This window comes from Nostoc sp. NZL (assembly GCF_015714705.1).
In the GTDB taxonomy this organism is placed as follows: Bacteria; Cyanobacteriota; Cyanobacteriia; order Cyanobacteriales; family Nostocaceae; genus Nostoc; species Nostoc foliaceum_A.
Genome location: NZ_WBKL01000116.1, coordinates 1 through 26,247, shown reverse-complemented (window position 1 = coordinate 26,247; position 26,247 = coordinate 1). Strand labels below are relative to the sequence as shown.

General features: G+C 38.5%; 35 protein-coding genes. 16 read left to right on the top strand and 19 right to left on the bottom strand.

Going from position 1 to position 26,247, the window contains the following annotated elements; all coding sequences use genetic code 11:
* The 3 genes from F8R90_RS15980 to F8R90_RS15970 all read right to left on the bottom strand — a co-directional run bounded on the left by F8R90_RS15980 (position 1) and on the right by F8R90_RS15970 (position 2,113).
* Positions 1 to 1,566, bottom strand: coding sequence for a hypothetical protein (locus F8R90_RS15980; RefSeq protein ID WP_196511557.1), 1,566 nt, complete (start codon positions 1,564 to 1,566; stop codon positions 1 to 3).
* Between the two features lie 76 nt (positions 1,567 to 1,642).
* Positions 1,643 to 1,807, bottom strand: a complete 165-nt coding sequence (locus F8R90_RS15975; protein ID WP_196511556.1) for a hypothetical protein — start codon at positions 1,805 to 1,807, stop codon at positions 1,643 to 1,645.
* A 60-nt stretch (positions 1,808 to 1,867) separates the two neighbouring features.
* The gene (locus F8R90_RS15970; protein WP_196511555.1) at positions 1,868 to 2,113 is read right to left on the bottom strand and encodes a hypothetical protein; all 246 of its coding nucleotides are present in this window, start codon (positions 2,111 to 2,113) and stop codon (positions 1,868 to 1,870) included.
* Between the two features lie 204 nt (positions 2,114 to 2,317).
* Between F8R90_RS15970 and F8R90_RS15965 the strand changes: the two genes are divergently transcribed.
* The 3 genes from F8R90_RS15965 to F8R90_RS15955 all read left to right on the top strand — a co-directional run bounded on the left by F8R90_RS15965 (position 2,318) and on the right by F8R90_RS15955 (position 3,392).
* Complete coding sequence (locus tag F8R90_RS15965) at positions 2,318 to 2,500, top strand: hypothetical protein (RefSeq protein WP_196511554.1); 183 nt, start codon at positions 2,318 to 2,320, stop codon at positions 2,498 to 2,500.
* An 89-nt stretch (positions 2,501 to 2,589) separates the two neighbouring features.
* Complete coding sequence (locus F8R90_RS15960; RefSeq protein WP_196511553.1) at positions 2,590 to 3,156, top strand: GIY-YIG nuclease family protein; 567 nt, start codon at positions 2,590 to 2,592, stop codon at positions 3,154 to 3,156.
* Between the two features lie 32 nt (positions 3,157 to 3,188).
* A complete protein-coding gene (locus tag F8R90_RS15955; RefSeq protein WP_196511552.1) occupies positions 3,189 to 3,392 on the top strand; it encodes a hypothetical protein in 204 nt (67 codons plus the stop codon).
* A 42-nt stretch (positions 3,393 to 3,434) separates the two neighbouring features.
* On the opposite strand, the gene F8R90_RS15950 is transcribed toward F8R90_RS15955, so the two are convergent.
* The 9 genes from F8R90_RS15950 to F8R90_RS15910 form a co-directional block, all read right to left on the bottom strand.
* Positions 3,435 to 3,950 (bottom strand): hypothetical protein, encoded by a 516-nt coding sequence (locus F8R90_RS15950; protein WP_196511551.1) that lies wholly within the window; start codon positions 3,948 to 3,950, stop codon positions 3,435 to 3,437.
* The gene (locus F8R90_RS15945; RefSeq protein WP_196511550.1) at positions 3,940 to 4,272 is read right to left on the bottom strand and encodes a hypothetical protein; all 333 of its coding nucleotides are present in this window, start codon (positions 4,270 to 4,272) and stop codon (positions 3,940 to 3,942) included. Before F8R90_RS15945 ends, F8R90_RS15950 begins: the two co-directional genes overlap by 11 nt.
* Before the next feature lie 98 nt (positions 4,273 to 4,370).
* Positions 4,371 to 4,667 (bottom strand): hypothetical protein, encoded by a 297-nt coding sequence (locus F8R90_RS15940; RefSeq protein WP_196511549.1) that lies wholly within the window; start codon positions 4,665 to 4,667, stop codon positions 4,371 to 4,373.
* A gap of 60 nt (positions 4,668 to 4,727) precedes the next feature.
* Positions 4,728 to 4,943: a hypothetical protein gene (locus tag F8R90_RS15935; protein WP_196511548.1), complete on the bottom strand. Its 216-nt coding sequence runs from the start codon at positions 4,941 to 4,943 to the stop codon at positions 4,728 to 4,730.
* Positions 4,944 to 4,966: 23 nt separating this feature from the next.
* On the bottom strand, positions 4,967 to 5,437 hold the full coding sequence (locus tag F8R90_RS15930; protein WP_196511547.1) for a hypothetical protein: 471 nt from the start codon (positions 5,435 to 5,437) through the stop codon (positions 4,967 to 4,969).
* A 28-nt stretch (positions 5,438 to 5,465) separates the two neighbouring features.
* Positions 5,466 to 5,702 (bottom strand): hypothetical protein, encoded by a 237-nt coding sequence (locus tag F8R90_RS15925; RefSeq protein WP_196511546.1) that lies wholly within the window; start codon positions 5,700 to 5,702, stop codon positions 5,466 to 5,468.
* Positions 5,703 to 5,799: 97 nt separating this feature from the next.
* Positions 5,800 to 6,009, bottom strand: a complete 210-nt coding sequence (locus F8R90_RS15920; protein ID WP_196511545.1) for a hypothetical protein — start codon at positions 6,007 to 6,009, stop codon at positions 5,800 to 5,802.
* Positions 6,010 to 6,107: 98 nt separating this feature from the next.
* Positions 6,108 to 6,959, bottom strand: a complete 852-nt coding sequence (locus F8R90_RS15915) for a hypothetical protein (protein WP_196511544.1) — start codon at positions 6,957 to 6,959, stop codon at positions 6,108 to 6,110.
* A complete protein-coding gene (locus tag F8R90_RS15910) occupies positions 6,956 to 7,921 on the bottom strand; it encodes an HNH endonuclease (RefSeq protein WP_196511543.1) in 966 nt (321 codons plus the stop codon). The genes F8R90_RS15915 and F8R90_RS15910 overlap by 4 nt, the downstream gene beginning before the upstream one ends.
* Positions 7,922 to 7,929: 8 nt before the next feature.
* On the opposite strand from F8R90_RS15910, the gene F8R90_RS15905 reads away from it, so the two are divergent.
* Positions 7,930 to 8,169 carry a hypothetical protein gene (locus tag F8R90_RS15905; protein WP_196511542.1) on the top strand — a complete coding sequence of 80 codons (240 nt, stop codon included), beginning with the start codon at positions 7,930 to 7,932 and terminating at the stop codon, positions 8,167 to 8,169.
* Entirely contained in the window at positions 8,169 to 9,350 is a 1,182-nt protein-coding gene (locus tag F8R90_RS15900) for an HNH endonuclease domain-containing protein (protein WP_230966350.1), read from the top strand. The genes F8R90_RS15905 and F8R90_RS15900 overlap by 1 nt, the downstream gene beginning before the upstream one ends.
* A 12-nt stretch (positions 9,351 to 9,362) precedes the next feature.
* Here the strand turns inward: F8R90_RS15900 and F8R90_RS15895 are convergent, their stop codons facing one another.
* Positions 9,363 to 9,944, bottom strand: a complete 582-nt coding sequence (locus F8R90_RS15895; RefSeq protein ID WP_230966349.1) for a hypothetical protein — start codon at positions 9,942 to 9,944, stop codon at positions 9,363 to 9,365.
* 170 nt (positions 9,945 to 10,114) lie between these two features.
* Here F8R90_RS15895 and F8R90_RS15890 point away from each other — a divergent pair, with 170 nt between their 5' ends.
* The 3 genes from F8R90_RS15890 to F8R90_RS15880 are packed head-to-tail and all read left to right on the top strand — an operon-like array spanning position 10,115 to position 11,900.
* The gene (locus tag F8R90_RS15890) at positions 10,115 to 11,152 is read left to right on the top strand and encodes an AAA family ATPase (protein WP_331000664.1); all 1,038 of its coding nucleotides are present in this window, start codon (positions 10,115 to 10,117) and stop codon (positions 11,150 to 11,152) included.
* A 57-nt stretch (positions 11,153 to 11,209) separates the two neighbouring features.
* On the top strand, positions 11,210 to 11,773 hold the full coding sequence (locus F8R90_RS15885) for an HD domain-containing protein (protein ID WP_196511540.1): 564 nt from the start codon (positions 11,210 to 11,212) through the stop codon (positions 11,771 to 11,773).
* Positions 11,745 to 11,900, top strand: coding sequence for a hypothetical protein (locus tag F8R90_RS15880; RefSeq protein WP_196511539.1), 156 nt, complete (start codon positions 11,745 to 11,747; stop codon positions 11,898 to 11,900). The genes F8R90_RS15885 and F8R90_RS15880 overlap by 29 nt, the downstream gene beginning before the upstream one ends.
* Here the strand turns inward: F8R90_RS15880 and F8R90_RS15875 are convergent.
* Complete coding sequence (locus tag F8R90_RS15875; RefSeq protein ID WP_196511538.1) at positions 11,880 to 12,359, bottom strand: hypothetical protein; 480 nt, start codon at positions 12,357 to 12,359, stop codon at positions 11,880 to 11,882. The two genes, F8R90_RS15880 and F8R90_RS15875, sit on opposite strands and share 21 nt — an antisense overlap.
* Positions 12,360 to 12,925: 566 nt before the next feature.
* On the opposite strand from F8R90_RS15875, the gene F8R90_RS15870 reads away from it, so the two are divergent.
* Positions 12,926 to 14,911 (top strand): ATP-binding protein, encoded by a 1,986-nt coding sequence (locus tag F8R90_RS15870; RefSeq protein ID WP_196511537.1) that lies wholly within the window; start codon positions 12,926 to 12,928, stop codon positions 14,909 to 14,911.
* Positions 14,912 to 15,084: 173 nt separating this feature from the next.
* Here F8R90_RS15870 and F8R90_RS15865 read toward each other — a convergent pair whose 3' ends face one another.
* A complete protein-coding gene (locus F8R90_RS15865; RefSeq protein WP_196511536.1) occupies positions 15,085 to 16,959 on the bottom strand; it encodes a 3'-5' exonuclease in 1,875 nt (624 codons plus the stop codon).
* 101 nt (positions 16,960 to 17,060) lie between these two features.
* Entirely contained in the window at positions 17,061 to 18,287 is a 1,227-nt protein-coding gene (locus F8R90_RS15860) for a UvrD-helicase domain-containing protein (RefSeq protein ID WP_196511535.1), read from the bottom strand.
* A 451-nt stretch (positions 18,288 to 18,738) separates the two neighbouring features.
* Between F8R90_RS15860 and F8R90_RS15855 the strand changes: the two genes are divergently transcribed.
* The 4 genes from F8R90_RS15855 to recD2 all read left to right on the top strand — a co-directional run bounded on the left by F8R90_RS15855 (position 18,739) and on the right by recD2 (position 22,685).
* Complete coding sequence (locus F8R90_RS15855; protein WP_196511534.1) at positions 18,739 to 18,966, top strand: DUF2188 domain-containing protein; 228 nt, start codon at positions 18,739 to 18,741, stop codon at positions 18,964 to 18,966.
* Between the two features lie 78 nt (positions 18,967 to 19,044).
* Positions 19,045 to 19,257, top strand: coding sequence for a KTSC domain-containing protein (locus F8R90_RS15850; protein WP_196511533.1), 213 nt, complete (start codon positions 19,045 to 19,047; stop codon positions 19,255 to 19,257).
* A gap of 168 nt (positions 19,258 to 19,425) precedes the next feature.
* Complete coding sequence (locus tag F8R90_RS15845) at positions 19,426 to 20,250, top strand: hypothetical protein (RefSeq protein WP_196511532.1); 825 nt, start codon at positions 19,426 to 19,428, stop codon at positions 20,248 to 20,250.
* 197 nt (positions 20,251 to 20,447) lie between these two features.
* A complete protein-coding gene (recD2, locus tag F8R90_RS15840; RefSeq protein WP_196511531.1) occupies positions 20,448 to 22,685 on the top strand; it encodes an SF1B family DNA helicase RecD2 in 2,238 nt (745 codons plus the stop codon).
* A 65-nt stretch (positions 22,686 to 22,750) separates the two neighbouring features.
* Here recD2 and F8R90_RS15835 read toward each other — a convergent pair whose 3' ends face one another.
* Entirely contained in the window at positions 22,751 to 23,173 is a 423-nt protein-coding gene (locus tag F8R90_RS15835; RefSeq protein ID WP_196511530.1) for a hypothetical protein, read from the bottom strand.
* A gap of 72 nt (positions 23,174 to 23,245) precedes the next feature.
* On the opposite strand from F8R90_RS15835, the gene F8R90_RS15830 reads away from it, so the two are divergent.
* On the top strand, positions 23,246 to 23,602 hold the full coding sequence (locus F8R90_RS15830) for a hypothetical protein (RefSeq protein ID WP_196511529.1): 357 nt from the start codon (positions 23,246 to 23,248) through the stop codon (positions 23,600 to 23,602).
* Positions 23,603 to 23,707: 105 nt separating this feature from the next.
* Positions 23,708 to 24,034 (top strand): hypothetical protein, encoded by a 327-nt coding sequence (locus tag F8R90_RS15825; RefSeq protein ID WP_196511528.1) that lies wholly within the window; start codon positions 23,708 to 23,710, stop codon positions 24,032 to 24,034.
* Between the two features lie 30 nt (positions 24,035 to 24,064).
* Here the strand turns inward: F8R90_RS15825 and F8R90_RS15820 are convergent, their stop codons facing one another.
* Positions 24,065 to 24,892: a hypothetical protein gene (locus F8R90_RS15820; protein WP_196511527.1), complete on the bottom strand. Its 828-nt coding sequence runs from the start codon at positions 24,890 to 24,892 to the stop codon at positions 24,065 to 24,067.
* Between the two features lie 60 nt (positions 24,893 to 24,952).
* Positions 24,953 to 25,324 carry a transposase gene (locus F8R90_RS15815; protein WP_196511583.1) on the bottom strand — a complete coding sequence of 124 codons (372 nt, stop codon included), beginning with the start codon at positions 25,322 to 25,324 and terminating at the stop codon, positions 24,953 to 24,955.
* A 525-nt stretch (positions 25,325 to 25,849) separates the two neighbouring features.
* Here F8R90_RS15815 and F8R90_RS15810 point away from each other — a divergent pair.
* A partial coding sequence (locus F8R90_RS15810) for a pentapeptide repeat-containing protein (protein WP_196511526.1) occupies positions 25,850 to 26,247 on the top strand: 398 nt, incomplete at its 3' end.

Genomic DNA, 26,247 nt, shown 5'->3' with positions numbered 1-26,247 from the left:
TTACTCTTTACTCAAAAAATCAAAATTTGTAGAAAACTCAGTCCATAATGTATTAGCTATTTCATCTTTCATAGGAATTGGTACAGCCAAACTCATATCAATACATAGTTTCCTCGCATCTCCATCAAATGAAAATGCGTAGATATTGGCATACTGTTTCCCTGTTTCTTGAATCAAATCTTCTTTAATTTTGCCCAAGTCCTTAAGCTTTTCTTGAGCATCACCAAGGAGTCTAGCAAATACTGTATCAGGTTCCTGATTGTTATTACCTACTGCTAATACTGTTATCCAGTTACCGATATCAGCCTTTTGACTCAACTTAATCGTAATGATAATAATCACTGCTGCGGCAATTATGTAGGGAGCGCATGAAGTTAGAAAACTCCAAGCTCCTGCAAACATTCCAGTATTATTAAATACTGCGGGAAGTAAGTCTTTTGCACCTCTTAGTACTCCTCCGGCGATGTAGCGAACTGCTTCAGCCCCAGATGCGTTTAATCCCTTCAGAACAAGACTAGTCACTGTTTTAGTTACTGCTTCTGCTAACTGTGCGGGGATAGCTACGCCTTTGAGGATGAATGTTTGCAGCAATCCAGAAGCGATCGCATTTACCACGCCAATCACATCAATAACACTCGGCGAAGCAACAGGAACAATCGCGCTGGGTGAGAAACTTGAAGAAATTGTATAGCCGCCAACCGAATCATTTTTGTATTTTTCGTCTTTTATTATTGCCAATAATTTGTTAAGTTTGTTTATAAGTTTGCGAAAATCTTTAATTGCCGGATTTAGTACTTTTTTCCTTAACTCTCTCATGTCAGCCAGAAAAGGGTCTAGAGCTTTTTTCTTCAATGCTCTAATGCCCTCAGCAAAATCATTCTTTATCTTTAATAAACTTTTCTCTAAATCAATATAGAATTTTGCAAATTCGTCTAATACCTTTTCCCTGACAATCTGAATACCTCTAATTACTTCTTCTGGAATAGAATCTTTCCGTTCTTGTAACTGGTCAAGCAGAGGTTCTAAAATCTGAACTGCTTTCTCTTGAATTTTCTCTGCTAGACTGTGCAACCAATCTTTATTGTTAATTTCTGCTGCTTTAACTTTCTGATAAATTGAAACCTCTCCCATTTGTCCGTCATAACTGCTAGAACTAACTTGCTTGTTCAACAAACCCACATTCAAGAATAAATTGTTTGCTTGAATAGCGGCTTGATAAATCTGAAGGTCACGAGTTTTTAATTTTAAACTAGCTGCAAGCTGGTCGCCTTTTGCAGCCAAATTACTGTACACCTTGGAATTAAAACACTTGTTGATACCGTAGGAAGTTCGTAACATTTCAATGGACGAACTTTTTACGATATTACTTATCTCGCTCTCAGAAAAGTAGCTAAGTATATTTTCTATGGTGGGTAAATTTCCTCTGGAAAAGCTGATAGGTTTTAACTCGTCGAACCAATCAAACGGACTCTCTAAGGCGCTAAAAATATCGTCGGGAACATCCAAACCACCTTTTTTTATCCAATCTTCGCCAGATATTTGACCTAAAATGTCTTCTTTGCTCATCGCTCATAGCTACTTTTAGTACAAAAATACTAAATATTTTAGCTCATGATTAATGTCAAGTCCGAACAATCATTTATTATTCTCCCTTTCGCATCAGAGCATCCCCGCTTCCCTCTTTGAAAAAGGGCGGTACATTCCGATATCTGGCTTGGGGGCTTTCTCTAAGAATGAAGGGATAAAGGGCGATCGCTCCCTTTCCACAGAACTGGAGGTCAAGCGATCGCACTTTTGACCTTCTCAAATTACCGCCAAAAAATAACTCCCGCTTGGAGGCATCTATTACTTAGATTTGGCGTGACGACTATTTCACCACAATAGGTCTATTCAAAATGCTCATGACTTCACCAGGATTAGGACTGGGTAGTAAAGGACTCCAATCTCCAACATCTGCATAGCCAATCACCTGCAAGTAGTGAATTGTGCTAGTTACAGCTTTAGAAGAACCAATCAACAGATGTTTGAGCGGTTCTTTAAGAGGGGTTGCTTCAGAGGATGTTTGATTGGTGGTGGGGTTGTTAGCACCTGACAAAAAGTTTTGTGTCATCATTTATTAGTCTCCCAATATGGGGGTAAACATCCGCGATCGCTCTGTTTGGTGCCCAGCCGAGGGGCGATCGCTTCGCCGTTGCGCGTTGCAACACTCACAATCATATCGCCGAAATAGGACAATCGGATAATAGGATAAACCGCTAAATCAAAATATCCTAAAAAGCTGTGCAAAAATTAAGCCGTTGTACGCTGTGCAAGGTTGATGAGCGAGAAGAAGGAATTACGGGGCTATGTTTCTCCAGAGTTAAACCGATTGTTTCGGGCAGTAGTAGCCCTCAAAGATAAAAACCTAAGCGATACGATCGCTGAGGCTCTAGAAGATTGGCTCAATAAACCTGAGAACCAGGAAATAATCAAAAAGCACAATTTGAAGTCCGAAGAATAACCGATCGCTCACTTTCCAAGAGAACTACAGCTGTTAACAGGTTTACTCGATTCAGTTCTGAGAGATAATCTGCTTTGTAACTCCCAGTGATGACTTTGGAACCCAACCAGCTAAACCTATTTCCAGAAGTGAAACCCACACCAGCACCTAGAACAGAGGCGCTGGTGATGAGCGAGGCAGTACTGCTGAAGTGGAAAGCGCAAATCTTTGACTATCAGCAGGTAGTAAGGGAAATTCAGCCACCACAACAGACGGCATTATTTGATCTAGCCCCGGCGCACTGCGGCCCAGACAGGATTGATCCGTTGCAGTTGTCAGTGCGATCGCTCTCTTTTTGGAGAATGCCAGCAGATAGCCCCGGCGATGTGTGTCTCTACTTCATCGTTGACTCTGCGGCTGGCCTGATTTTATATGTAGGGGAAACTTGCAGAAGTAACAAGCGCTGGAAAGGGATTCACGCCTGCAAGGATTACATAGCCAGCTACCAGGATTTGCATTATCGCTATGGAATAAAGACAGCAGTTAACATCGCGTTTTGGTGGGACACTCCGGTTGACCGACGCGCACGGCAGGAGTTGGAATTGAGTTTAATTTTGAAGTGGCGATCGCCATTTAACAAGGAAATGTGGGAGCAGTGGGGGCAACCGTTTGGGTAAAATTTTTTTGTAACAATAAGAGGCTTACGAGAATGTCTGATAATTTTCCTTTTCAAAATCCAGACCAACTACAACAATGGCATCAGGGTATAAAAGATGCAAACCGTAATAATATTTTTTGTCATTGTCGTGCTTGCGGTTATGAGTGGATGGATTCAGCATTTGATGTTACTTGTATTCAATGCAGTAGCAAAGATGTAGAAAGTATTTCATCTTGGCAATTTCCAGATGACTAAATCAGAATAATTTTGCATAATACGATCGCACCCAGAACTGTTTTATTCAGGCACACTTACAGAAGAATGAAATACGGGATGAAGGGCGTGAGGTGGAAAACCTTCTTGTTTAAGTTGGTGTTCATTCATATAGTCACTATCAAGGATTCCATAACTTTTAGTAATTTCTACCATCTCCATCACAAATTCTCTATTAAAAACTACTCCAAAATAAGTACTGCCTTTAAACTTATTTCCAATCCATGTAGGGTCAATTACTTCCATTGCGTTATTAACTAACCAAGCATGAGATACTGCAAAATCTAACTCATCATCAATAGCAAACCCTTCACAGTAACTTAGTTGCGAATAGTCCCATAATGCCTTGTAGCAGTTTTCAAAACAAGCTTTACGTTCACCTTTAAATGGTGATTTAACCTGAGTTACAAAAGGTTTACCATAATCCAAAACTAGCCTTTGTGTACTTTTGTATTGAAAGTCAGAACGTGTGTTAAGTTTATCAATCAAGTCTGCTTGTTCTTTTAATATTGCCAACAGACGGTCTAAGTTACTGCTCATTATTTAAATACTTATTTGCTAGTTCTTTTTCAAGTTGTGGATTTCGGTGTTCGATGATTTGTATGAGGCTGACTAGCCGATTGAACCAGTATTCACGAATCGCATCAATTTCTAAACAGGCATAGTTTATTGACAATTTTTCATCTGAGTTAGTTGATGTAGCTCCAGATGCTGCTGCTTTTTTAGCTTTTTTCATTTCCCCAGCACAAAGCGCATACTCAGCCTCTATCGTCTTCTGAAATTCCTGAGCAATATTTAGCTGTTCTGGGGTCATGTATCTCTGATTTTTAAATACTTCATTTATCGCTTCTTTATTACTCATAAAATTAATTTTTTTGTATCTACAAAACTATGAAACTTATAAAGTATAGATTAAATAATACATCATAACTAATGTCCAAGATTTTATATTTTTATTATCTAAATATTAAACCACCAATACTTATGTAATCCTCTCAGTTTTGAATTTGCATTACTATGTTCATCCGCCCATGTTAGTGTACTATCATCACCACAAACATAACCAGAGCCACCAAATTTACTCTGACCCTCATCTATTATTTCCATCATTACTTTAATAATTGTTCTTTCACTTACAGAAATTTCGTAATGCTCTAAAAGCAAGTTTTTAATATCCTTAGCGCAAACACCATCAAAAAATCTTGGCTTTTCGTCAAGAATATTAATAATTATAGTTTTTAATTCTTCTGCTTTCATTGTTTTACATAGATATTTTCATATTTTTATTTTATATATAAATCGTTGTATTAAAACAAATCATTCTATAGGTTTTAGCCAACCAACACATTTTTCATAATGAAATTCTTCATCTTCACAGTTAGCAACTCTAGCAATCTCTTCTTGATGATGAGGATAAGGAAAAGATCCGAAATATCCTTGTTTTATAGAACCATCCTCTAATAATAAGAAATAAGTTCCATATTCTTCTGGTAGTCCTTCAATTAATTCAAAATTTAATATTTTATTTGACATTTTAATTATCCTTAAATAAATCGCTAAAATCCTTTTTGTTCTAATTTCTTAAGTTTTTCTAATTTACGATTTAGAAGTGAAGCATCAGTTTCTGGTTCAGCATTATCATCCACTGTGCGTTCCTCTTCCAGCCATTCCAACAGTTCGGCTTTTGGACGAAATGACATTACAGGACGCTTTTGGTTGTAATTTTCTTGGGCTTGGTAAAGTGCATCACGATTGGCTTCATTCCATCGCTGCTGATTAGACTTAGCAGAAGACTTATGTTCAGAAAACTCTGGCATAACTTCAATTTTGAGATAACCTCCTTGACTTTTGAACTGCCAACGTGTGTTGCAATGATCAAAATGTTTCTTTGCACCCCGTTCAGTTTTCCAACGCTTGCACAAACGTAAATCTTTATTAGTCCAAGCATATTCAGTATTACTATCAAATGTGTAGAGCCAACCCAAAGGCTTATTTTCTTTGGTATAACAACGATAACCGTAGTACATTTTATAAAAACAAAACTAATTAATTTTATTAACTAATAGAATCGATACCTGCTTTCTTTTGAAGAGAGTATGCAAATTTTATTGCTTCATCAATATTGTCAAATTCTTGCTCACCGATGAAAGTTTTCCAGTCCAGCATAAAGTTAATAACTCCACCTTTCATGCCGGGATTGAAAGTTACACTGACCGAATGCTCTCCTTGAGTTTTGTTTAGCGGTTCAAGAAGCTTAAAAAGCTCATCAATTTGGGATTGTGCATTAGTCATTGAAATTCATGATGGTTTTGGGGATAGTCAGAATGTGCGATCGCCTACGGTATAGCTTATCGTTTACTCTTAATATTCTACATAGTTTACTATGTATTTACAAGCTGACAAAATTGTATTCATAGCAATCGCGGTTGAGTTGGTAGACCCAACTGCCTGTTACTTCTTGAATTGTTACTGCACCAATGTAGTGGCGAATGTGCATTGCAGTGTCGATATTGCCCCAGATGGGGTTTAGCATCGTTGCATCGGTTTGCAGGTATGCACCGCTATCATTTTTGATTACATAGGGATAAGCCGTGTACATAACTTTTTTATTAACTTTTTATTTCTTGTTTGCTAGGCAAGATGGTGCGATGTATTGACCAGATTTATATTTGGCATTGATTTTATCGTCAGATATCATTATGATTCTTTCCCACCCATTACTAAAACTGGCTCAATCCAAACTAGTTTTCTTTGCTGTCTGCCTTCACCGTAAGGCTGATTGCGTAAGAAGCCTCTGCGCCAATGGACGCTCTTAGTACCATGTGTACCGCTACTGCCTTCACTACTTTGCGTCCCTTCACGTTTGAGTCGATATCCAAGTCCTAGCCAAAGTGGTTGATAAAAATCTTGCGCTTGCGCTTTGCCAAAACCTCTATTCACCCTGACTAGTTCGCTTGTTGTATCTACAAGTTCAGGGCGGCATTCCATTATCAAAATTAATCGCAGTAAAATTGAGTGCAAATATTCATTAAATCCTTTGACTACCTTAGGATCAATATCTTGTGAATCAGTATAAGTAAGTTTTTGTGCATCAAGTTTAAATCTGCGGCAAAAGAAACTAGATCCATCGGTTGCTGTCCAATAAAGGATACCAGCTTCACTATCATAATGCCAAAAAATAGCATCAACGCTCTTATTTTCAGGAGAAAGAATTACTCCTTTGGGCAGCATAAACATTCCCGTTTTCATTGCCCAATTTAAACTGTCTACGTCAACGGTTAAAACCGATTGCAGCAATGCTTCAACTAAATCTTTGTTCACCCAATAAGCAGGACATTTAGCAAGACCTACTTTAAACAAGGTGTATAGGGTGATGTACATCGATTCTGCGGGATTAGTCCTTAATTGACGCAGTAGCTTTTGTTCCTCCGCAGAGTAGTAAATGTCTGCAACAATACCGCACATCTTTTCATAGCTTTCGTAACCGTCTACAGGTAAGGTAGGACGAATAACAATTTCATTAAACCAACCTTTAGGTTTTTTGCTCATGCGCTGCGCTTTAAGAACTCCTGGCGATGCCATCTCATTGCATCAACTCTAGGATAATACTGTTGTTGACTTGGTAAGATAATGCGATCGCCCCTAAATTCTCGCATTGGTCTAGCGTTGGGTGAATCTTCTCGCAGGTTCTCAGCAACGATGATGGTGTAATCGTCGTTGATAGTAAACCAAAAGCGGTCAAATGCCCAGTGATGATTTTTGCATAGTGAAAGCCCGTTATTGATACGGTCGTCGTAGAACTGGGAGAATGGTTTGATGTGTGACCCGTCCACAATGTTTTGACCAAGTGAATCGAGTATCTGTAACCCGCAAAACGCGCAGCGTTGGTTGTAAGTTGAAACTACAATTTTGCGAAAAGCACCATCTCGCACAATTACAGCTTGCTCATCTTCTAATTCCTCTGGTTTGTAGACCTTGCCGCCGGAGCGTTGCAACTGGTCTTGTAGTTCAGCAAAGGCGTTGACCTGAAGTAACTGTTCAATATCCTGTGTTTTATCACTAAACCAGGAATCAATTAGCACATGGGTTAAAAAACTTCTAGATTCAGAATTTTGCAGAAGTGTCCACAGTTCAACATCAAGGTAGGCATACTCTACAGTTTCCCTAATGGTGCTAGGAGTCCTGATTTTTATTTTGGCAGCAATCAGTGATTCAAAACCCAGTTTCATTTGGTAATGCCAAAAGCGATCGCTAGTGAGGTGATAGAAAGGTAAACCTATATCCGGCTTGCGTACTGGTTCTAGGTGGCTCCAAAGTTTAAGAAACGTGACGATAAGTTCGGCATTGAAGGGGAGTTGGTTTTTGGCTATCTGTCCGGTTGCTATCATTTCAATTACCGACAGCAGCAGTATGGGCTTATTTGGTGCGCCGGGGCTAACGTTTAAACCAATTTTGTTGGATGCAGATTTGGGAGAAAACTTCTTAACGTAGTAAGCTAAATCTTTATTCATTTGCAGCTATGCGCGAATATCGATGTACACGTAACGCATTATACTCACACGACTGCATAGGTCGTGATGATATCACCGCACGCCAAGGTCGTTACATCTGGGCTGAAAGCGAAGAAGAAGCTTGGCAAAAAATGGCAACCAAGTTTCCAGAAGAAACCGAAGCTGGGTTTACTATCCAGGAATGGGAAGGGTTTAATGTCACAGTTGTAGAAATAAAACGGGATGAAAACGGGAACACTATAGAGTAATGTTTTTAACTCCTGTTATGTCATCGGGAAGCAAAATTATCAGCACAATTCTCAAGCACGATACGAAAGTCACAAGTTACAAAATAGCCTTGCTGCGTGCGATTAATGATGTCGTCCTCAGCTTCCCCGATTTGCGGAACCCAAGAGCAGACGTAGCAGTTCCTTTGCGTTTACTAGCACAGTTTTGGGTGGCTTACTATTGGCCATTTGTCAAACCCAGCGAACCCATTTTGCAAGGGCAACGAACAACACTGAACGCTCAATTGCGAAATGATATGTCGTTTCGCCCTGAGTTAGAGAGACTACGGTGTGAATGGGAATCAATTGTTGGTGGAACCTCAAGCCCTAGCGATGGCTTTTTCCTCATAAACGAGCTGAGAGTCCCGCGAAAATATCTTGCATACTCCAAACCGTTACTTCAAGTCTACCAAACTGCCCTCACTGCCATTAGCAAGGCAATTGAAATGCCAGTTAAATATGCAGGGTTTGGTCACTGGAGTGTGTTTGATAAACCCTTAAAGTATACAGAACTTAGCACTCCAGTTATAGCAATTCCAGGTACTAAACCAGAAGACAAATGCTTAGTAATTCAAGCCGAACTCTGGCAAACTTTTGGAGAGATGTCATTGTGGATTGAAGCGCTTTGTATTCATGAATGGTGCTTGTTTACAGAGAAAGTTCAACAGGAAAATCAGCAAAAAGCGCATCGAGGTTTTATTTATCAGCTGCTAACAGATAGACCAGACAACCGCAGACCTTTGAGTTGGGAGCGCAACCATGTTGATGTACTCTTGATGGAAGGAACAGAGTTTGTTTGCCCCTGGACACAAAAGCACATTTCTTATGGTATCAGATACGATTTAGACCACCTTTTACCTGTATCTCTCTATCCGATCAACGAACTTTGGAACTTAGTACCTGCTGATCCTAATTTCAATTCACACACCAAGCGCGATCGCCTTCCTTCCCAGGAAAAATTACAGATGGCTCAACCTTATTTAGAGTTAGCTTACAGAAACTACAGTAAATCTGGTTCGCTCTCGCTAGCACTTAAAGAGGATGTGGCTGTCAGATTTTATACTGTTTTTGATGATACCGCTTCTTTCCCTGGTGTACTATCAACTGCTGTTGTTGACCTCATTAATATCTTTGCTGAGTCTCGCAATCTAGCTCGGTTTTGACGGCGGCGATCGCTATTTAATTTTCTTAGCTAAATCTATCCAAGCCTCAATACCTTTTGTAGTAGGTGTCCCGCTTGTAGTAAACGTGCAGATACTACGGCTATGCTCGTCACCATAGCTAATGTGAATCGGTCGCTCGATGCCATAGTAGTACAGCCTATCAAATGGCAAGCGTGTATCTAAAATCCAGTCAACAACCTTATTGCTCGATATATTCGCAATCCGAAAATCGCAGGCGGCTCCCAAGCGATCGCAGTAGTATTTTCCATTGCGGTTGACTTCATGTGCCATGTGTTGGTCAAGATTTGGGGCAACCCGTCCATTTTTTAAGCCTGTTACAGGATCTTTCTGCTCCAAAAAACGTTTCAAGTCTTTGGAGCAGAAACCATAAGTAAGTTGAAATTGCTCTTGACCAAAATGGTGAATAATAGGATCAACAATATGATTGCAGAGATTTTGCAAAGCATCTATACTATCGGAGTTTGTAGGAAACGGATTAATCTGCTTGGTGTACTTTTGATAAGTGTTAGTGCAAGTGCAAAAATCGATAAGGCTTAAATACTGTCCCAACAAAAGATTTTGAGATTCCATCATCAACCGCCAATACTACTAAAATATCAGTTATTTATTAAAAAGATAAATTTCCTAAAATAGCTTTAACTACATAACAAAATTAGAATAAAATTGAATTAACAATAATATATATTTTAAATTTAATGATTAGCTCATTACGGCTGCTAAATTTTAAAGCATTTGAGAATCAATTGGTTGAATTCAAATCACTTACCCTGCTCTCTGGTTATAATAGCACTGCTAAATCCTCTGTGTTGCAAGCACTATCACTGCTGCATCAATCTTACCAGCAAAATTTACTACAAAGCACTGGTTTATTGCTCAATGGAAACTTGGTAAATATTGGCACAGCTAATGATGCTTTGTATGAAAATGCCAAACAAGACTACGTAGGATTTGAGCTTAGTTTAAAAAACGGAACTAAAGGAACATGGCACTTTAAATACAACTCATTAGAGAGAGAAGCAAATTTTTTAGAGAGTGGATTCAACTCTGTTGATGCCGATGTTTATCAGTCAAGCATTTTCAACGGGCAACTTTATCACCTTCAATCAGAACGTGCAAAAGTTGTATCAGGAATCTTAAATTACCAAGTGCAAGAACTTAAACAAATTGGTGCGCTTGGCGAATATACAGCACATTTTCTTTATACCTACGGTAGTCAACCAATCCCTATCGCCGAACTCGCTCACCCGCAAGGAAAATCAATAAATTTGCTAGACCAAGTTGAGGCATGGATGGGAGAAATAAGTTCTGGTCTACGCATCCAAGTTAATGCACATCTAGATATGGATTTGGTTAACTTAAAATTTAGTGACCCTATTGGATACGGCATTGCTTACGTTTTACCAATTATCGTTGCAATCCTCGCTTCCAGTCCAGGTGTGTTAATTCTTATTGAACACCCAGAAACCGGACTTCACAACCAAGCACAAACAATGTTGGGTAAGCTGTTAGCACTGGCTGCTAACTGTGGCGTTCAAGTTGTGGTAGAAACTCATAGTGAGCAGATTTTAAACGGTATTCGTCTTGCGGTACATAGTGGTAAAATTGAGCCGGAAGATGTGCAATTACATTACTTTCAACGTCACCACAACCAAGATCAAGCTTTTATTAAAGTTGTGTCACCCCGCATTAATAAAGACGGCAGAATTGACCGATGGCCTGATGGGTTCTTCGATGAGTGGGAAAACAGTTTGGAGGTTTTGTTAGAGCCTGCGAAATTATAACTCGCTTCTATTGCAAGCGTTACGCTCGTCGCTACATCCTATGACCAAAATTGACAAATGGAAACATATCAACTCAGCTTACAAAACTGGTCACAAGAAAGTTACATCAAAGCCTATAAGTTTGCTGCACACGCACATCAAGGTCAAAAAGTGCCAGGGTCAAATATACCTTACATCATGCACTTGAGTTTTGTAAGTATGGAAGTCATTGCAGCCTTAAGTGTAGAAAAAGAACATGATGGCGACCTTGCTATTCAATGTGCTATCTTACATGACACAATCGAAGATACTGATACCACTTTTGAGGAAATAAAAACTGAATTTGGTGAATCAGTAGCTAATGGTGTACTTGCATTGACTAAAGATGAAAGTTTAGCAAAACATCTCCAAATGTCAGATAGTTTACGAAGGATAAAAGAGCAACCGCCAGAAATATGGATGGTAAAATTAGCAGATAGAATCAGCAACCTCCAAGCACCTCCACATTATTGGAATCAAGACAAAATTATTCGATATCGAGAAGAAGGTATTCAGATTTATGAAGCTTTGCACGATGCCAGCCCGTTTCTAGCATCTCGCTTGGCTACTAAAATTGAAGATTACAAGGCGTTTATTAAATAGTAGCGATCGCCTTCAGTTACCCTCAGAAGCAATAAACTGGTTAACAAGTTTTGGGTGCGATCGCGCTTTGCGGGCGCTTTGCGCGATCGCTCATCCGGCAGTTCTATTACACTTCCAACTCACGTAGCAATGCCTCATTTATTCTTTGTGCCTCTTCCCCACTAGTTTCTACCACATCAAAAGCTTCTCTAACTGCTGCTTGCACTCTAGGCGGCAGCGCTTCAAATTTATCGTTATTGAGTATGGAAATGCGGCAACCAATGTAGGGCATAAAATCAACGAATGGCTGCATTCCAGATTTAATCAAAAGTTTTGATAACAAGGTAATGGGATGGTAGGGTTTATCGTTGTCTGAAGTGCTGTTAATTTCCGATGCAAAGTAACCACACAGCCAACTGAGACAATCAATGTCTTTTTTTAAAGCTGCTACTGTACCATCTAACACTTGCTGGTTAAGCTTAACAGGCAGATTGTCAAAAATTTGGTCTAATGCTTCTGGCTGTCGCTGTTGGCAATAACGCACCGCAGATTCAACAAGTTTATCGATTTTTGTAGGTTGGCGTTGTCCAAATCCTTTGCCAGACATGGTAGTTAGTGTACTGAATACAGGGATTTTAGCAGGGTTTGCGGTTGTGAGGTGGCGATGTCTACTTTAAGGGGCTGCGCCTACGCTTTCCTCTTAAAAAAAATTGAAGTTACACCGCCATGTTTCAAGGTTCTGGCAATTTGGCATAACTTATCTCTGAATTGCGGTTTAAATGAGATATCAACACAACAGAACAGCCACAAATCGCCAGTTGTTGACCCAACGCTGTAGAAAAACTCAGCAGCCAACTCACAGCACTCGGTCATCGCTTCGCCACAACTGGCTAGTAATGTACTAGAAAACACATAGTAAAGGTAGTATGGCGTACCCGGCCACTTTATAGCGATCGCTCATAATTTTTCGTCTAAGAACGAGAGGCGATGTTTTGTAGACGTTTAATGTCACTTACGTTATGATACATTGTTGATTATGTACTTTTCTGTTTTATTAGTAATGTTGTCGCTTTTTGTCGACTTAATTAAGTATTAAGTAAAATATTTTTTTCATTTTACTTGTTTTCAAAATTGTTCCAACATATAGCAGTATCAATTCTAAAGTAGAAATATATGAAAAATATTCAAATTACTTCATTAGGCATTCTAAAAGCACTTAAACATCATAGTTATTTGTCATCTATTGCAGAATATATATGGAACGGCTTTGATGCAAAAGCTACTGAAGTTAAGATATTGATTAAATCTGATGATTATGGAAGGATATCGGAATTCAAAATTATAGATAACGGATGTGGTATTGCTGATTCAAGTAGATTTACGCTTTTTTATGAATCTAATAAACAACTTACTCTTGGTACTTCAAAAAACTTATCATCTATTCACGGTACTAATGGTATAGGTAGGTTAACTTTTTTTACTTTTTGTTCTTCAGCAAAATGGAACACTGTTTATGAAAAAGAAGGTAAAAAGTACAAGTACAGCATAACTATAAATGCAAATCAATTAGACAACTATGATATATCAGAAGAAAGAGAAACTGATGAAAAAACAGGAACAATAGTTTCTTTCTATGATATTCATACAATTAGCCCTGATGATTTTGATAATGAAATTAAGAGTTATTTATATAGAGAGTTTAGTTGGTTTATTGAACTAAATTCAATGAGAAATTTTTCAATTAAAATAAATGACTCAGATTTAAATTATCAAGAAAATTTTATTAGTGATTCTATTGAATTAGAACATAAAATTGGTGAATATTTATTTAAAGTAAAATTTATTCGCTGGCTTCAAAGCCTAAATAAAGAATATTCAAGATACTACTTTATCAACTCAAAAGGCGAAGGAATATATAGCAATACGACTACTCTCAATAATAAAGGTGATAATTTTTCTCATAGTATTTTTGTTAAAAGTTCTTTTTTTAATCAAGAACATTTTTTCCCTTATGAAATTTCTGTATTAAGAAATACGCCAGATGGACAGATTTATCATTCTCTAATTCATTTTATTAATCAGCAGCTTCAAAATCGCAGAAAACTTTTTCTTAAGACTAAATCAGACCAGATTATAGAAGAATTTAAAAGAAATAATGCTTTTCCAAAATTTGGCAATAATACTTGGGATCAACACAGAAAAAATGAGCTAGAAGATTTTCTCAAAGAATTATATCAGGTAGAGCCAAAAATTTTCAGTTCTCTAAACATTGAACAAAAAAAAGTATTTGTTCATTTTTTAAATTTAATACTTGATTCAGATGAGAGAAATAAGTTAATTGATGTACTGGGAGAAATTATAAAATTAGACTCCTCTGAATTAGAACACTTATCCGAATCTTTAAAAATTACAAAACTTGCAAATATTATTAAAACTGTAAGATTGATAGAAGATAGGTACAGAGCTATTAATCAATTAAATAATTTAGTTTTCAAACCGGATTTGGAAGCTAATGAGCGAGATCATATTCAAAAATTTGTTGAAAATCACTACTGGATTTTTGGTGAGGAATATCATCTTGTAACTGCTGCTGAACCAAAATTTGAAGAAGCATTACGTAGATATATTTATCTATTAAGGGGCGAAAAGCCCGTAGTTTCTATCGATCATTCTGATAAGAATAGAGAGATGGATATATTTATGGTACGGCAGCTTCTAAATAATTCTTCTATTAATAATGTAGTTGTAGAGTTAAAACATCCTAAAATTAAGCTTGGCTCAAAAGAACTTGAACAGGTAAAAAGATATATGGGAGTAATTTTACAACAAGATGAATTCAATGCCTCTAATATGTCTTGGGAATTCTATTTAATTGGTAATGATTTTGATCAATCTAAATATATTGAAAGAGAAATACAAAATGCTAAGTCTCATGGTGAAAAATCACTAGTTTACTTTGTTGATAATTATAAAATATACGTAAAAAAATGGAGTGAATTATTTACTGAGTTCGATTTAAAACACAAGTTTTTGAATGATAAGCTCGAATTAGAAAAGATAAAGCTTAATGCAGATGTTACAAGTGCAAGCGAAGTAATTAGTCATATCCATAGCAATAGTGCTGTGCAAGCTCCTCAACGTGTTATTCCAGAAAATTAAAATTTTTTTAATTTATAGAATGTAATAAAACTATTAGTAAACATTACCTTAATGTTCACCTCAATATTGAAAATAAAAAATAAATTGCAAGAAATTAATAAAGTGCGATTGCTCCTATTGTCCTACAACTAAACTTGTTAACAAGTTCTTTTGTCTGTGGGCAAGCTTTACGATTAAATTATTTTTGTTGCTACTTTACCTAATACTGTCTCCAAACGGCTGGTAAATTCTGAAGGGCGATCGCAACTCATAATCAACTGCTCCATTGCTCGTGTCATCGCCACGTAAAGTAACCGCGCCTCTTCTTCTGGTGTACCGTGTCCGTACTGGTCAGGCATAAAACCAATACCAGGAATAAGCACCACTGGGAACTCTAGCCCTTTGCTGGAGTACATGGTTATGAGTTTGATACTTAACTCGTCCGGGTGATAGTTGCGGCTGTCACTGTTGGCATTTACCCACTCTATTGGTATTTGGGCTTGTTGGAAACTGTTGTAAATGTTTTCGCCCATAAAGTTGGAGCGATAGATAATTGCTATTTCGTTCCAAGGGATATCTCGCTCGTGTAATTGTTGCACTCGCTCTGCAAGGTAATCTACCTCGTGTTTAAAACTGGGTAAACGGATGAGGTCTGGTTTGGGCCCTTGCCGTCCTGCACTAGTCGGTTCTACCAATACTACTTGGTCATCATCCCCGGTGGTAGGAGTCATCACTTCTTTAGCAAATTCATAGGCTACCCCTAACACCTGCTCTGTGTTGCGGTAGTTGAGTTTAAAAATGGTCGTGCGTCCCTGTGCCTGGATGCCTACACTCTTAAAGCTAAATTTCTTAGTGCGTTTTTCTCCGTAGAGGTTTTGGGCATCGTCGTAGAGGATAAGCAAAGAATTGGTTTCGGGGTTGACCATTTGAGCAATCAACTTTAACCACTCTGGTTTAAAGTCGTGACCCTCGTCTAGCATGACAGCGCCATAAGTGCCAGCCGGTATTAACTTGGCATCAACGGCTGTAATTACTCTTTGAACCAGTTCTTCTATATAAGCTTCACCTTGATACTCTCTAGAGTCGGGTCTGGGGATGTCATACTTTTTGAGTAAATCCATGCACCACCCATGAAAATGTCGTACTTTGATGCGACTAACTTTGTTTTGGTCTTGGATAGTTTGCCGGAGTTTGGCAGCAAGAGAGACGTTGAAACACAGTACCAAAATTGGTTTATTACTGACTTGTGCAAGGTGCTGGCAACGGTAGGCTAAAATCATGGTTTTTCCTGAACCCGCTACACCATGAATTACCCGATGCCCATCACCTAGACTCCTGGCTAACTGTTCCTGTTGCAAATCCATAATTTTGAGAATGTCGGGGATTTGCAACTGTGGTGATTCTTCGGTGGTATTTACATCAAATAAAGATAACTGCTTGGCACTAATGCGTAATTCTGGGAAGATATGCCAACGGATTCTATCTATTTGGCTACTGGTGAGGGTCTTGCCAAATTGATATGCCGATAAATCCCAAAGTCGTTGCTGAAATTCGCCTGCATCGATGTTTTCATACATCTCATCTTTGCAGATAACCAAGTGTTCCTCAAACACTGCTGGTAGTTCACTTTCATTGAACCCTTTGCGGGTGATGTTGGTAAATACCACGCCGTAACCATAGGGAATGACCAGCTTACCCTGATATTTACCTTCTTGCTGCACCAGGGCGGGGTCTTTTTCTAGCATTTTGTTGACTGCTAGGGCATAATCTCTGGCCTGTTGTAGTGGGTGTTTGACTTCTTTTATCCCATTCTCTGTAATGATGGTGACTGTGGAGGGGTTAATACTTTGAATAGTGTCGAGTTTCCAGTCTTTCACCTCCAGAATAAATAAGCCCCGGCTGGGGTGCAGTACTATAAAATCTGGGTGCAGCTGCTTTTTACCTACTGGCACGTCATACCAAAGTAAATAGTCATCCTCTAATTTGTCCTCCAAGCGCTGCGCTAATCTCCTCTCGCCAGGGGTCATCCGCATTGAGCAACTATTAAATGAGGGAATTAGAGTAGCCATAAATGGTAGATGTTTATATGGGTTTTTAAGGGGGACGATGTATGCCTGGGGTTTCCTCTAAGAATTTGGCGGGGGCGATCGCAATCAACGAAATGACTGTTTTAGTCTTCACTCTCTAATTGATCAGGGGAGTTTAAAGCACTTTCCATCAGGTCAACAATGGAGTTTTTTGTGTTATACAGTACAACTAAATGATCTCTTGCCCTAGTCATGGCAGTGTAAATGCCAGCTTTTTCTTGAAAATCCTTATCTAGATCATCTGGGTCTTCATCCGCTTTATCCAGTCCAGCAATGATAACCGCATCAAATTCAACACCTTTTAAGGCATTCCAAGAGTCAACAATTACAAAAGGTCTATCCACTACATTCATATTTCTGTCTGTGGATTTTTTTGGGGCATGATGCTGAATACCTAAGCTTGATAACTCTCTGCCAATAGCTTCTTTTAATCGCCAGTTTTGTGGATGTACCAAAACGCCGATTGAAGATTCTTTATAGCTTTCTAACGCATATTTAACTTGCTGTGCAATCTTAGCGGGCATTGCCTGATCTGAAATTTGCAATAAAAGTGGTTGAATATTTGAACTTCTAGATGTTTTCTTTTTAGGCTGAATAATATCACCAATTCTGTTTCCAGCTTGTCCTTTTTTGGAAACTTTCATATTGGCTTCAGATAAAGAACAGAGTATAAATTCCCAAGCCAACTCTAGTATTTCAGGAGAGTTTCTATAATTAACATCAAATATTTGAGAACGTCCTACAATATCAATTCCTAAACTTTTCCATGTCCATTCTGGCTTTCTTCTATGCGGCTGGCCATATACTGATTGAGTGTTATCATACACAAAAAATAGGGAATTAGTCTCATCTAAAATTTCTAAAAGAGCTAAAAACCACTCATCATAAAAATCTTGTGCTTCATCTACTAATATTGCTTGATATTTAAATTTTGAATTTTTAGCAAAGCTTATAATTTGCTTTCTGGATTCGTCATTGTTATCAAATTTATAATCATAGCCTAACTTATTATAAGCCCAACTGTGGAATGTATTACAGGTAATTTTTCTGTTAATACTATTCTCTTGTAATTTTGAGTTGAGCCATCCACTCATAAAACGGTTATAGCTCAAAATCAAAATATTATCAAATTCCTCAATTATTGTCTCTACTCTATTTCTTAATACTAAGGATTTCCCAGAGCCAGCAATACCCCGGACAAGAGAGTGTCCCTTGATATTCATGTTTTTGACTTTGGTTTGTTCTTTATCTAGGTCTTCTCTCACCAGTCTTTGATTAACAGTTTGTTGAAAATCAATCCATTGACCCATGATTTTTACTCCAAATAACAAACTTGATAAGTTGATATATCATTTGACACATCTTAACTACATCTAGGCTTGTGCGCTCTCCGTAAAAACAATGAAAAGGCATGGAGTGCAATTGTATTTCGCCCAGAACGAGGAGTGATCGCACCCTGTACCAACAAAATAAAATACCCGCACTTGAGGCGGGGACTGTGGCTTTCTCTAAGGAATTTTTTAAATACAAATGTACTATAAAGAGTGGCAATAGACTAGCGATTGCCTCAGCTTCTCCCATAGCTGAAAGGCGATCGCACAATTGCATATTGTGCATTTGACTTGTAATCGTCAGGTTAGAGCTTTAGATTTAAGTAGGTGTAAATTATATAACTCAATTTATGAACGAAAGGTCTAGTGAAGTCAATTAGTAAACCTTGTGCTAGCGTGTATATGTCATACTACATAAGTGATACTTCTTATGACAAAAAGCAAAAATCAGCACATTGTCCCCCATGCTGAAGGATGGGCAGTCCAGTCTGAAGGTGCTACTAAAGTAACTCAGGTATTCACTACTCAGCAAGAAGCGATTGCGCGTGGACGCGAGATTGCTATTAATCAGCAGTCAGAACTGTTGATCCATAATCGAGAAGGACAAATTCGAGAGCGGAACAGCTATGGCAATGATCCACACCCACCCAAGGGGTAAAAACTGGTGAGTTAAATCAAACCATACGTTCAGGTGAGGACAGCCCACCTGACGTTTACTTTACTATAAGAAAAAATAATGCTACGAACGCCAGTTAACTCACGCAATTTGCACAGTGTTGGTTACGATGCTACGACTCGCACACTTGAAGTTGAGTTTAATAACGGAAGTGTATACCAATATTCGGGAGTTCCAGAGTCCACTTATAGGGGACTAATAAGTGCCTCATCGCACGGGAAATATTTTCACGCTAACATTAAAGACTCTTATCCTTATATACAAGTGTATTGAAACAAAGCACATTACTAAACCATTACTACTTATCTTAGCTGTCACACTGATATCATTACCGCAGGCATTGACCAAGCAAAATGCAATCGCCCAATTTATTGCAGAACTAAAAACTGTTAACAAGTTAGTTCTCGCAGAACTATATTTTCCCACGATTTAGTTGGTGTTATGAAAAATAGCAAACAATCAATCATTGAAAAGTTTAAGAAAAAGGATAATATTTGTAATATTTGCCAGCAAGAGAAAGAATTATCAGATGATCATGTGCCCCCTAAAATATGTCCTCCAGCTAAAAATATAGTCATCTCTAGGCTTTTGTATGAGATGACAGGAGAGCGCTCATTTCGTCCAAGAATTTCTCAAAATGGAATAACTTATAGAACAATATGCAGCGATTGTAATAATGGATTGGGTACAAGATATGATTGGGCTTTGGGTGAATTTAGTCAGAAAATCGAAAATTTCATTAATAGCAAATTGATTCTACCAGACTCCTTTGAAATTGAATGTCACCCAAATGCAATCATGCGTTCTGTCTTAGGTCATCTTCTGGCAGCCAAAACAGAGACAGATGAAGTAGTTATAGACAATCTCATAAGACCTTGTATTCTAGAGCCTTCATTGCCTATTCCTGATGATATTCATATTTTATATTGGGTTTATCCTTATGAAAAAACTATTATATTGAGAGATTTTGTAATGCCAGCCATGAGAGGACATCTCCAAACAAGCGGCTTTTTCAATATGATTAAGTTTTATCCGATTGCTTTTTTAATCACTCACCAACTTAATAGCTATGAAAGGCTACTAAGCCTACATCGATTTAATAAGCTTACCCCAAGTGACAAGGCTAATATACCAATTAATTTACGTTCTATAAAAAGCTCTACATGGCCTGAAGAGTGTCTTGGAACGGAAAACTTTCTTTTCCTTAGTCGATCTGCCAATGATTCTGTTTATGCAGTTCCCAAAGCTCAAAAAATAAAGATTTGATTTTTAAGACTTGCGATCGCTTGGGTGAACTGAATAAACTGGTGCTATACCGAAAATTCCAAACTAGATAGACTTCTTGAACCGTAGGCATCGCTATTCTCTATAATCTTATAGTACATAAATACTATAAAAGCTCACTCTATGACTTTTCCAACAGTGAGTATCGAGTATAATAGCTGCGCCGTTTCCTGAAAGTGATGTCCACTACACCCCTACCAAGCCAGCAGCAAGTCAATGCGACTCCTAAACATGAATCAATTACCGGAGTAGTAGAACGCCTGACCTATTACAGTCAAGAGTCAGGTTATACTGTGGCACGTTTGCAACGCTCTGGTGCTAAGGAACTAACTACGATTACTGGTAGCTTTGCAGATATCCAGCCAGGACAAACGCTGCAATTAACTGGTTTTTGGCGCGAACATCCCCAATATGGTTTGCAGTTTCAAGTTGTTAATTATAAAGAAACCAAACCTGCAACTCTCACAGGAATTGAGAAGTATTTAGGTAGTGGTCTAATTAAAGGTGTGGGGCCTGTTACTGCGAAACGGATTGTTGCCTATTTTGGGATAGAGACTCTAGATATTATTGAAAACCAAATTGAGCGCTTGAGCGAAGTCAACGGCATCGCCAAAAAGCGTATTGCCATGATTCAAAGAGCCTGGAATGAGCAAAAAGCCATTAAAGAAGTGATGGTATTTCTGCAAGGTCACGGCGTTAGCACCACTTACGCAGTCAAAATTTACAAGCAATACGGCGATAAATCCATAGATACAGTTACTCATAATCCTTATCAGCTTGCGACTGATATCTATGGCATTGGTTTTTTAACTGCTGATAAAATTGCCCGTAATTTGGGGGTTCCCGCAGATTCCGAGTTTCGCTACTTTGCTGGACTTGTTCATGTTTTAAGTGAAGCAGCAGAAGACGGACATTGCTACTTACCTCAAACAGAATTAATTGAATCGGTGACTAAACTGCTTACGACTGCTGACCATCAACCAACAGAAGATGCGATCGCTCAAACTATCAAAGATATGGCTTTGAAAGATGAGCTAATTAGAGAACGTGATGCCGATAAAACGCTCAATTGTTACAAGCCTACTTACTTTTACACTGAACAAAATTTAGCTCTATTGGTACGCGATCGCCTCACCTACCCCATCAGTTCTGATATTCCTCGCGTCCGTGCTTGGTTGGAGCGTTTTAGCAGTAGCCGCCAAGTTTCACTATCACCCGAACAGCAACAAGCAGTAGAGACGGCTGCTTACTCTAGATTCACAGTCATTACAGGTGGCCCTGGTGTCGGTAAGACATTCTGCACTAGCACCATAGTCAGTTTATGGAAGGCAATGGGTAAATCAATTGCCCTGGCTGCACCAACTGGACGGGCAGCGCAAAGGTTAGGCGAGATGACGGGACTGGAAGCTAAAACCATTCACCGTCTGCTGGAATTTGACCCCAGAACTCGCAGTTTTAAACGCGATCGCACTAACCCGTTACCCCATAGTGCAATTATTGTAGACGAAGCCAGTATGCTGGATTTATTTCTAGCGTATTCTTTAGTTCAAGCTGTGGCAGACAATGCCCAACTCCTGCTGGTGGGAGATATTGACCAATTGCCATCGGTAGGTGCGGGTAACGTGCTGGCTGATTTTATTAATTCGGGAAGAGTGCCTGTAGTCAGGCTCACTCAAGTATTTCGCCAAGCTGCCAGTAGTAAAATCATTACTGCATCGCATCTAATTAACCGGGGGCAATATCCCAATATTGAATCAATTTCTGACACACCTCAATCTGATTGTCTTTGGCACGGTGGAGGATTACAACCAGAACATGGGGTACAGGCAATTAGCGAGTTGATTACTGATTTGGTTCCTCGGCTTGGTTTTAACCCTGCTACTGATGTACAAGTGCTTGCACCAATGTCACGGGGATTAGTCGGTACACGCAATCTCAATAATGTACTCCAACAGTTAATTAATCCACCTAGCCCTGAAAAAATTGAAATTACCAGGGGTGGAACAGTTTTTAGAGCTGGTGACAGGGTAATTCAATTAACCAACGATTACCAACGCGAAGTTTTTAACGGCGATGTGGGATTTATCACCACAATAGATACCGAAGAACAGGAAGTAATTGTCCAGTATCAAGAGCGCGAAGTTACTTATGATTATGCTGACATGAATGAGCTTGCTTTAGCCTGGAGCGTTAGCATACATAAATCGCAGGGTTCTGAATACCCAGTAGTGATTTTGCCTTTGTATACCCAACATTACATGATGCTGACTCGCAATTTACTTTATACAGGGTTAACCCGTGCCAAGAAACTGGCGATTATTATAGGCAACAAGAAGGCAATCAGTATGTGCGTTCGTTCTACAAAGTCCCAAGAGCGATATACCCGATTGCAGCAGAGGTTACAAGCATTACAATGATTGCGCTCCCACTCTTGACAAACTGTAACTATAGAAACATAAAACCAAGAACCAATGTGAATCAATTAATTCAGCCAAAATCCACCTATTTTTCCATCTTTGAGGCTAAGTCTAGCTAAAACATCATCACTGCCATCCTTAAATGTCAGTTTCCATAAATAAACTTGATACCCTTGCTGATTCAGATTTCCCAAGAAAACTGCCGAATACCCTTTTTTGATGCGAGGAGCCAACTGTCCACTAACTTGTGTAAATGTTTGCTTTGTAATGCCTTCTTTGAAAGCAGCATTTCCTTGAGATATAAACTGAGTGTAGTTGTTTTGTTCAACAGCATTTATCAAGCTTGTAAAAGTTCTTTGCACAGACTGTTCTGGTTGATTACTATGAGTTGGTTTTACTTGCTCGTTCACAGCTTGCACGTTTTTTACAGCTAAGGTCAAAGGTGACATGATAACAACTGCTGCAACTACCAATCCAATCTTATTCATTTATTTTGTTTACCTCCTTGAAAACTTATTTAGTTAAATATATTCGTAAAAGCAGGGTATTAAACTGGTATTATGCCAAAAATCCCAGAGTGCGATCGCTGTCTCCTTTACGCCCAGAACCCCCACATCATCTGTGTCGTACATCCGACGGGGGTAGATGGTAGCAGTTGCCTAGACTTTCGAGAAGACCCTAACGCCGAATCAGTAGAACTGTGGGAGCCAGAAGGGGCAACCTACTATAATGGCGAGTTGATTTTGCAACCCAATCAGCGATGGACTAGAGAGGAACAGCTAGAACTAATTGACTGGCATCCAATGTTTACAGGTAAATGTCCTCGGTGCGGTGCAGAATTTGACCGGGACTGGTCAGCGCGTGTTCACTGGGATTGCCCAAACCCAGAGTGTGGTTGGATGGATGATACTGTGTAGAGTAAAACTTGTTAACAGCTTTTGTGACTGAAATTATAAATAATCTTGATTTATTATGTGCTACTTATACATCTGTCCAAGATTGCGGTATAGACATCCTAATAAATGCCAAATATGATTTCGATTGCACACTTTTACTGGGAAAAGCAATCAATGCATAATTCTGAGCAATGGCCTAGATTGAAGCAGATACTAAGGCAAGCAGTTGTAATTTTAGACGCAATTGAAAAAGCTATGCCCGGAACTCCACATATAAACGTAGTTACGAGAAATAAGATTGCACAAGCCAAGAAAAATATTTCAGAAAACTTAGATACAGGAAATTTTGATCAAGTATCTAGCCTACTTGAATATGAAGAACTTGTTAAAAAATTAAAAGCCTCAGAAATGCCTATAACATTGGAACAACTAGAGGAAGCAGATAAATTATAAAAGTCTATTAGACTTTTGCAGGTAGAGCTATCACGGTTCTTTTTTTATCCTTTCAATAAGTCGATTCAGGTAGAACTTGATAATTTCTCTAGCCTCATGTTTATACTTTTCTTGAAAATACTGGGCTACAGTGTCCCTTTCCATTAGGTTATCTTTGATGTATCTGAGAGCCTTTAAATAATCTTGTTTCTTTGGTGATTCTTCGCTAGGATGGCTCTGCTTAATCAATTCAGATTGCATTTCTCTATCATATTTTATGCTAATAACTAACCAAGCTTTTAGGTATATAAAAATATCTTGTCTAAAGATTTCTAGTTCATGTAGATCAATATCTTTCAACTGCTCTTCATGAGTTAATTTTTCTTTATTTAAAGTATATCTAGAAGCCTTTGTAGCAATACTTGTTAGTAGATTATCTTGATTTTTCGTCAATACATTGACAATTTCATCACGAATAAGAGCCTTTGTTTTGATTATTTCAAGCTCATTATCATTTTGTAAAAGTGAATTTCTACCTTTTATATTTTTGCTTGTAACCCATGCCATAAATTCTAAATCTTGCTTCTTATGAGATTCTTCTGGGGTTTTGGCCTTCAAATTATCAATATTTTGCTGGTTGGCTGATTCAACTGCTTGGTCAATTGCTCCTCCAACCATTGCATTAACCATATCCCATGAAAATAGTACAAAAAAACCATTAATAATGAATTCTAAGTACTTTGCTTCTTGAGGAATTAATAAAGGTAATAAACGGGCTATTACAAAAGCAATAAAAATGAGAAATAATGCTGTAAAAATGGCCCAGTTTTTGTCTGTTTTTATGGTAATTCTTGAAAGAATCATTTTTGAAATAATCATAGATGACACATCCAAAAGTATTTAAAGTATTTGAGTTCCTGCTAATTCTTGAGTTTTATGTTAATCTAGTGCATTCATAATCTGATGTAATAGTTCTGGCTCATCATTTATAGCTTTCTGAATACGGGTAATCATATACGATGCTGTGTTTTTACTAACTCCAATCTCCTTGGCAAGCTGACGTACACTAATTCTTCTTGATTGGTTTAGCACAAGCCAGATTGCTTGGAACCACTTATGTAAATCTACATGAGTTTGGTGAAAAAGTGTACCAACCGTAACACTATATGATGTAAAGCAAGTATTACAGTGATACCGCCGTTCTTTCCTAAGAGCCGCAGCATTTGTTGATTTACAGTAAGGGCATCTTGGTTGTTCGTCCCAACGAATCTTTTCTAGGAAGAGCAGGCATTCCTCATGAGTTGACAACATAAAGCAAAGAGTTAAAATCTTGAGCTTAAGAAAAATCAAAAGCTCAAATCGAGCTTTGCAGCTTAAAGACTGGAATTATGTTGCAAAACAGAAGATGCTTTGGTGTTAGGGCTGAAAGAAGATTATTGATATGAGATAAAAGCTGCTACACGTCTACGTCCTTTTCAGTTAAACATTGCGTCGCTTCTAACCACAGTCACGCAAGAAGCACAACACTACCATCAAAACTCAAAAACCCAGCCATTATGACTGGGTTCGAGTTGGGGTATGTCCCTGTGGTTGAATTATATAAGTTCGTTATAGTTGCTTGTCTGATAATTACTACAGCAGTGCATTAGGCCATTTCGGACTTATGTGCGATCGCAAGATTACAGACGCTCTGTGTCATTAGGCTCAAAGTACAGACGAAGCCTATTTCATTTCTAGCCATATTTAACAGCAATAACATTTTTTTCCCCAAAATCTGGAATATCTTACACCAAATCTGTATAACAATGTAAATCAAGACATCTTGCTTTAAAAACTATGCCCAAGGACTTCTCAGGTCAAAATCTCCGTGGGCGCTCTTTCAAAGGACAAAACCTTGAGGGGGCAAACTTTAGCTATGCGGACATTCGAGGAGCAAACTTTAGCGGTGTTAACCTGACAGGTGCAAACTTTAGCCATGCCAAAGCGGGACTACAACGACGTTGGGCAATTGGTTTAGTTATTATCTCATTCTTATTGTCGGCACTGTCAGGATTGTTCTCAGCTTTTAAGGGTTACATAGTGTCGCTGATATTTAGCCCATCCATAGAAAACCAAACTGGGGGCTGGGTTGCTTTAATTATCTTGATTACCTTCTACTTCATCACAATTCGTCAAGGATTAACAGCTGGTGTAGGAGCCGTCGCCGTTGCCGTCGCCGTCGCCGTCGCCGGAAC

What these genes read in the sequence shown, in the direction of transcription:
- F8R90_RS15980 (WP_196511557.1), bottom strand. Translation starts at nt 1,566, where the DNA reads ATGAGCAAAGAAGACATTTTAGGTCAAATATCTGGCGAAGATTGGATA.
- F8R90_RS15970 (WP_196511555.1), bottom strand. Translation starts at nt 2,113, where the DNA reads ATGATGACACAAAACTTTTTGTCAGGTGCTAACAACCCCACCACCAAT.
- F8R90_RS15965 (WP_196511554.1), top strand. Translation starts at nt 2,318, where the DNA reads ATGAGCGAGAAGAAGGAATTACGGGGCTATGTTTCTCCAGAGTTAAAC.
- F8R90_RS15960 (WP_196511553.1), top strand. Translation starts at nt 2,590, where the DNA reads ATGACTTTGGAACCCAACCAGCTAAACCTATTTCCAGAAGTGAAACCC.
- F8R90_RS15955 (WP_196511552.1), top strand. Translation starts at nt 3,189, where the DNA reads ATGTCTGATAATTTTCCTTTTCAAAATCCAGACCAACTACAACAATGG.
- F8R90_RS15950 (WP_196511551.1), bottom strand. Translation starts at nt 3,950, where the DNA reads ATGAGCAGTAACTTAGACCGTCTGTTGGCAATATTAAAAGAACAAGCA.
- F8R90_RS15945 (WP_196511550.1), bottom strand. Translation starts at nt 4,272, where the DNA reads ATGAGTAATAAAGAAGCGATAAATGAAGTATTTAAAAATCAGAGATAC.
- F8R90_RS15940 (WP_196511549.1), bottom strand. Translation starts at nt 4,667, where the DNA reads ATGAAAGCAGAAGAATTAAAAACTATAATTATTAATATTCTTGACGAA.
- F8R90_RS15935 (WP_196511548.1), bottom strand. Translation starts at nt 4,943, where the DNA reads ATGTCAAATAAAATATTAAATTTTGAATTAATTGAAGGACTACCAGAA.
- F8R90_RS15930 (WP_196511547.1), bottom strand. Translation starts at nt 5,437, where the DNA reads ATGTACTACGGTTATCGTTGTTATACCAAAGAAAATAAGCCTTTGGGT.
- F8R90_RS15925 (WP_196511546.1), bottom strand. Translation starts at nt 5,702, where the DNA reads ATGACTAATGCACAATCCCAAATTGATGAGCTTTTTAAGCTTCTTGAA.
- F8R90_RS15920 (WP_196511545.1), bottom strand. Translation starts at nt 6,009, where the DNA reads ATGTACACGGCTTATCCCTATGTAATCAAAAATGATAGCGGTGCATAC.
- F8R90_RS15915 (WP_196511544.1), bottom strand. Translation starts at nt 6,959, where the DNA reads ATGAGCAAAAAACCTAAAGGTTGGTTTAATGAAATTGTTATTCGTCCT.
- F8R90_RS15910 (WP_196511543.1), bottom strand. Translation starts at nt 7,921, where the DNA reads ATGAATAAAGATTTAGCTTACTACGTTAAGAAGTTTTCTCCCAAATCT.
- F8R90_RS15905 (WP_196511542.1), top strand. Translation starts at nt 7,930, where the DNA reads ATGCGCGAATATCGATGTACACGTAACGCATTATACTCACACGACTGC.
- F8R90_RS15900 (WP_230966350.1), top strand. Translation starts at nt 8,169, where the DNA reads ATGTTTTTAACTCCTGTTATGTCATCGGGAAGCAAAATTATCAGCACA.
- F8R90_RS15895 (WP_230966349.1), bottom strand. Translation starts at nt 9,944, where the DNA reads ATGATGGAATCTCAAAATCTTTTGTTGGGACAGTATTTAAGCCTTATC.
- F8R90_RS15885 (WP_196511540.1), top strand. Translation starts at nt 11,210, where the DNA reads ATGGAAACATATCAACTCAGCTTACAAAACTGGTCACAAGAAAGTTAC.
- F8R90_RS15875 (WP_196511538.1), bottom strand. Translation starts at nt 12,359, where the DNA reads ATGTCTGGCAAAGGATTTGGACAACGCCAACCTACAAAAATCGATAAA.
- F8R90_RS15870 (WP_196511537.1), top strand. Translation starts at nt 12,926, where the DNA reads ATGAAAAATATTCAAATTACTTCATTAGGCATTCTAAAAGCACTTAAA.
- F8R90_RS15865 (WP_196511536.1), bottom strand. Translation starts at nt 16,959, where the DNA reads ATGGCTACTCTAATTCCCTCATTTAATAGTTGCTCAATGCGGATGACC.
- F8R90_RS15860 (WP_196511535.1), bottom strand. Translation starts at nt 18,287, where the DNA reads ATGGGTCAATGGATTGATTTTCAACAAACTGTTAATCAAAGACTGGTG.
- F8R90_RS15855 (WP_196511534.1), top strand. Translation starts at nt 18,739, where the DNA reads ATGACAAAAAGCAAAAATCAGCACATTGTCCCCCATGCTGAAGGATGG.
- F8R90_RS15850 (WP_196511533.1), top strand. Translation starts at nt 19,045, where the DNA reads ATGCTACGAACGCCAGTTAACTCACGCAATTTGCACAGTGTTGGTTAC.
- F8R90_RS15845 (WP_196511532.1), top strand. Translation starts at nt 19,426, where the DNA reads ATGAAAAATAGCAAACAATCAATCATTGAAAAGTTTAAGAAAAAGGAT.
- recD2 (WP_196511531.1), top strand. Translation starts at nt 20,448, where the DNA reads ATGTCCACTACACCCCTACCAAGCCAGCAGCAAGTCAATGCGACTCCT.
- F8R90_RS15835 (WP_196511530.1), bottom strand. Translation starts at nt 23,173, where the DNA reads ATGAATAAGATTGGATTGGTAGTTGCAGCAGTTGTTATCATGTCACCT.
- F8R90_RS15830 (WP_196511529.1), top strand. Translation starts at nt 23,246, where the DNA reads ATGCCAAAAATCCCAGAGTGCGATCGCTGTCTCCTTTACGCCCAGAAC.
- F8R90_RS15825 (WP_196511528.1), top strand. Translation starts at nt 23,708, where the DNA reads ATGCCAAATATGATTTCGATTGCACACTTTTACTGGGAAAAGCAATCA.
- F8R90_RS15820 (WP_196511527.1), bottom strand. Translation starts at nt 24,892, where the DNA reads ATGATTATTTCAAAAATGATTCTTTCAAGAATTACCATAAAAACAGAC.
- F8R90_RS15815 (WP_196511583.1), bottom strand. Translation starts at nt 25,324, where the DNA reads ATGTTGTCAACTCATGAGGAATGCCTGCTCTTCCTAGAAAAGATTCGT.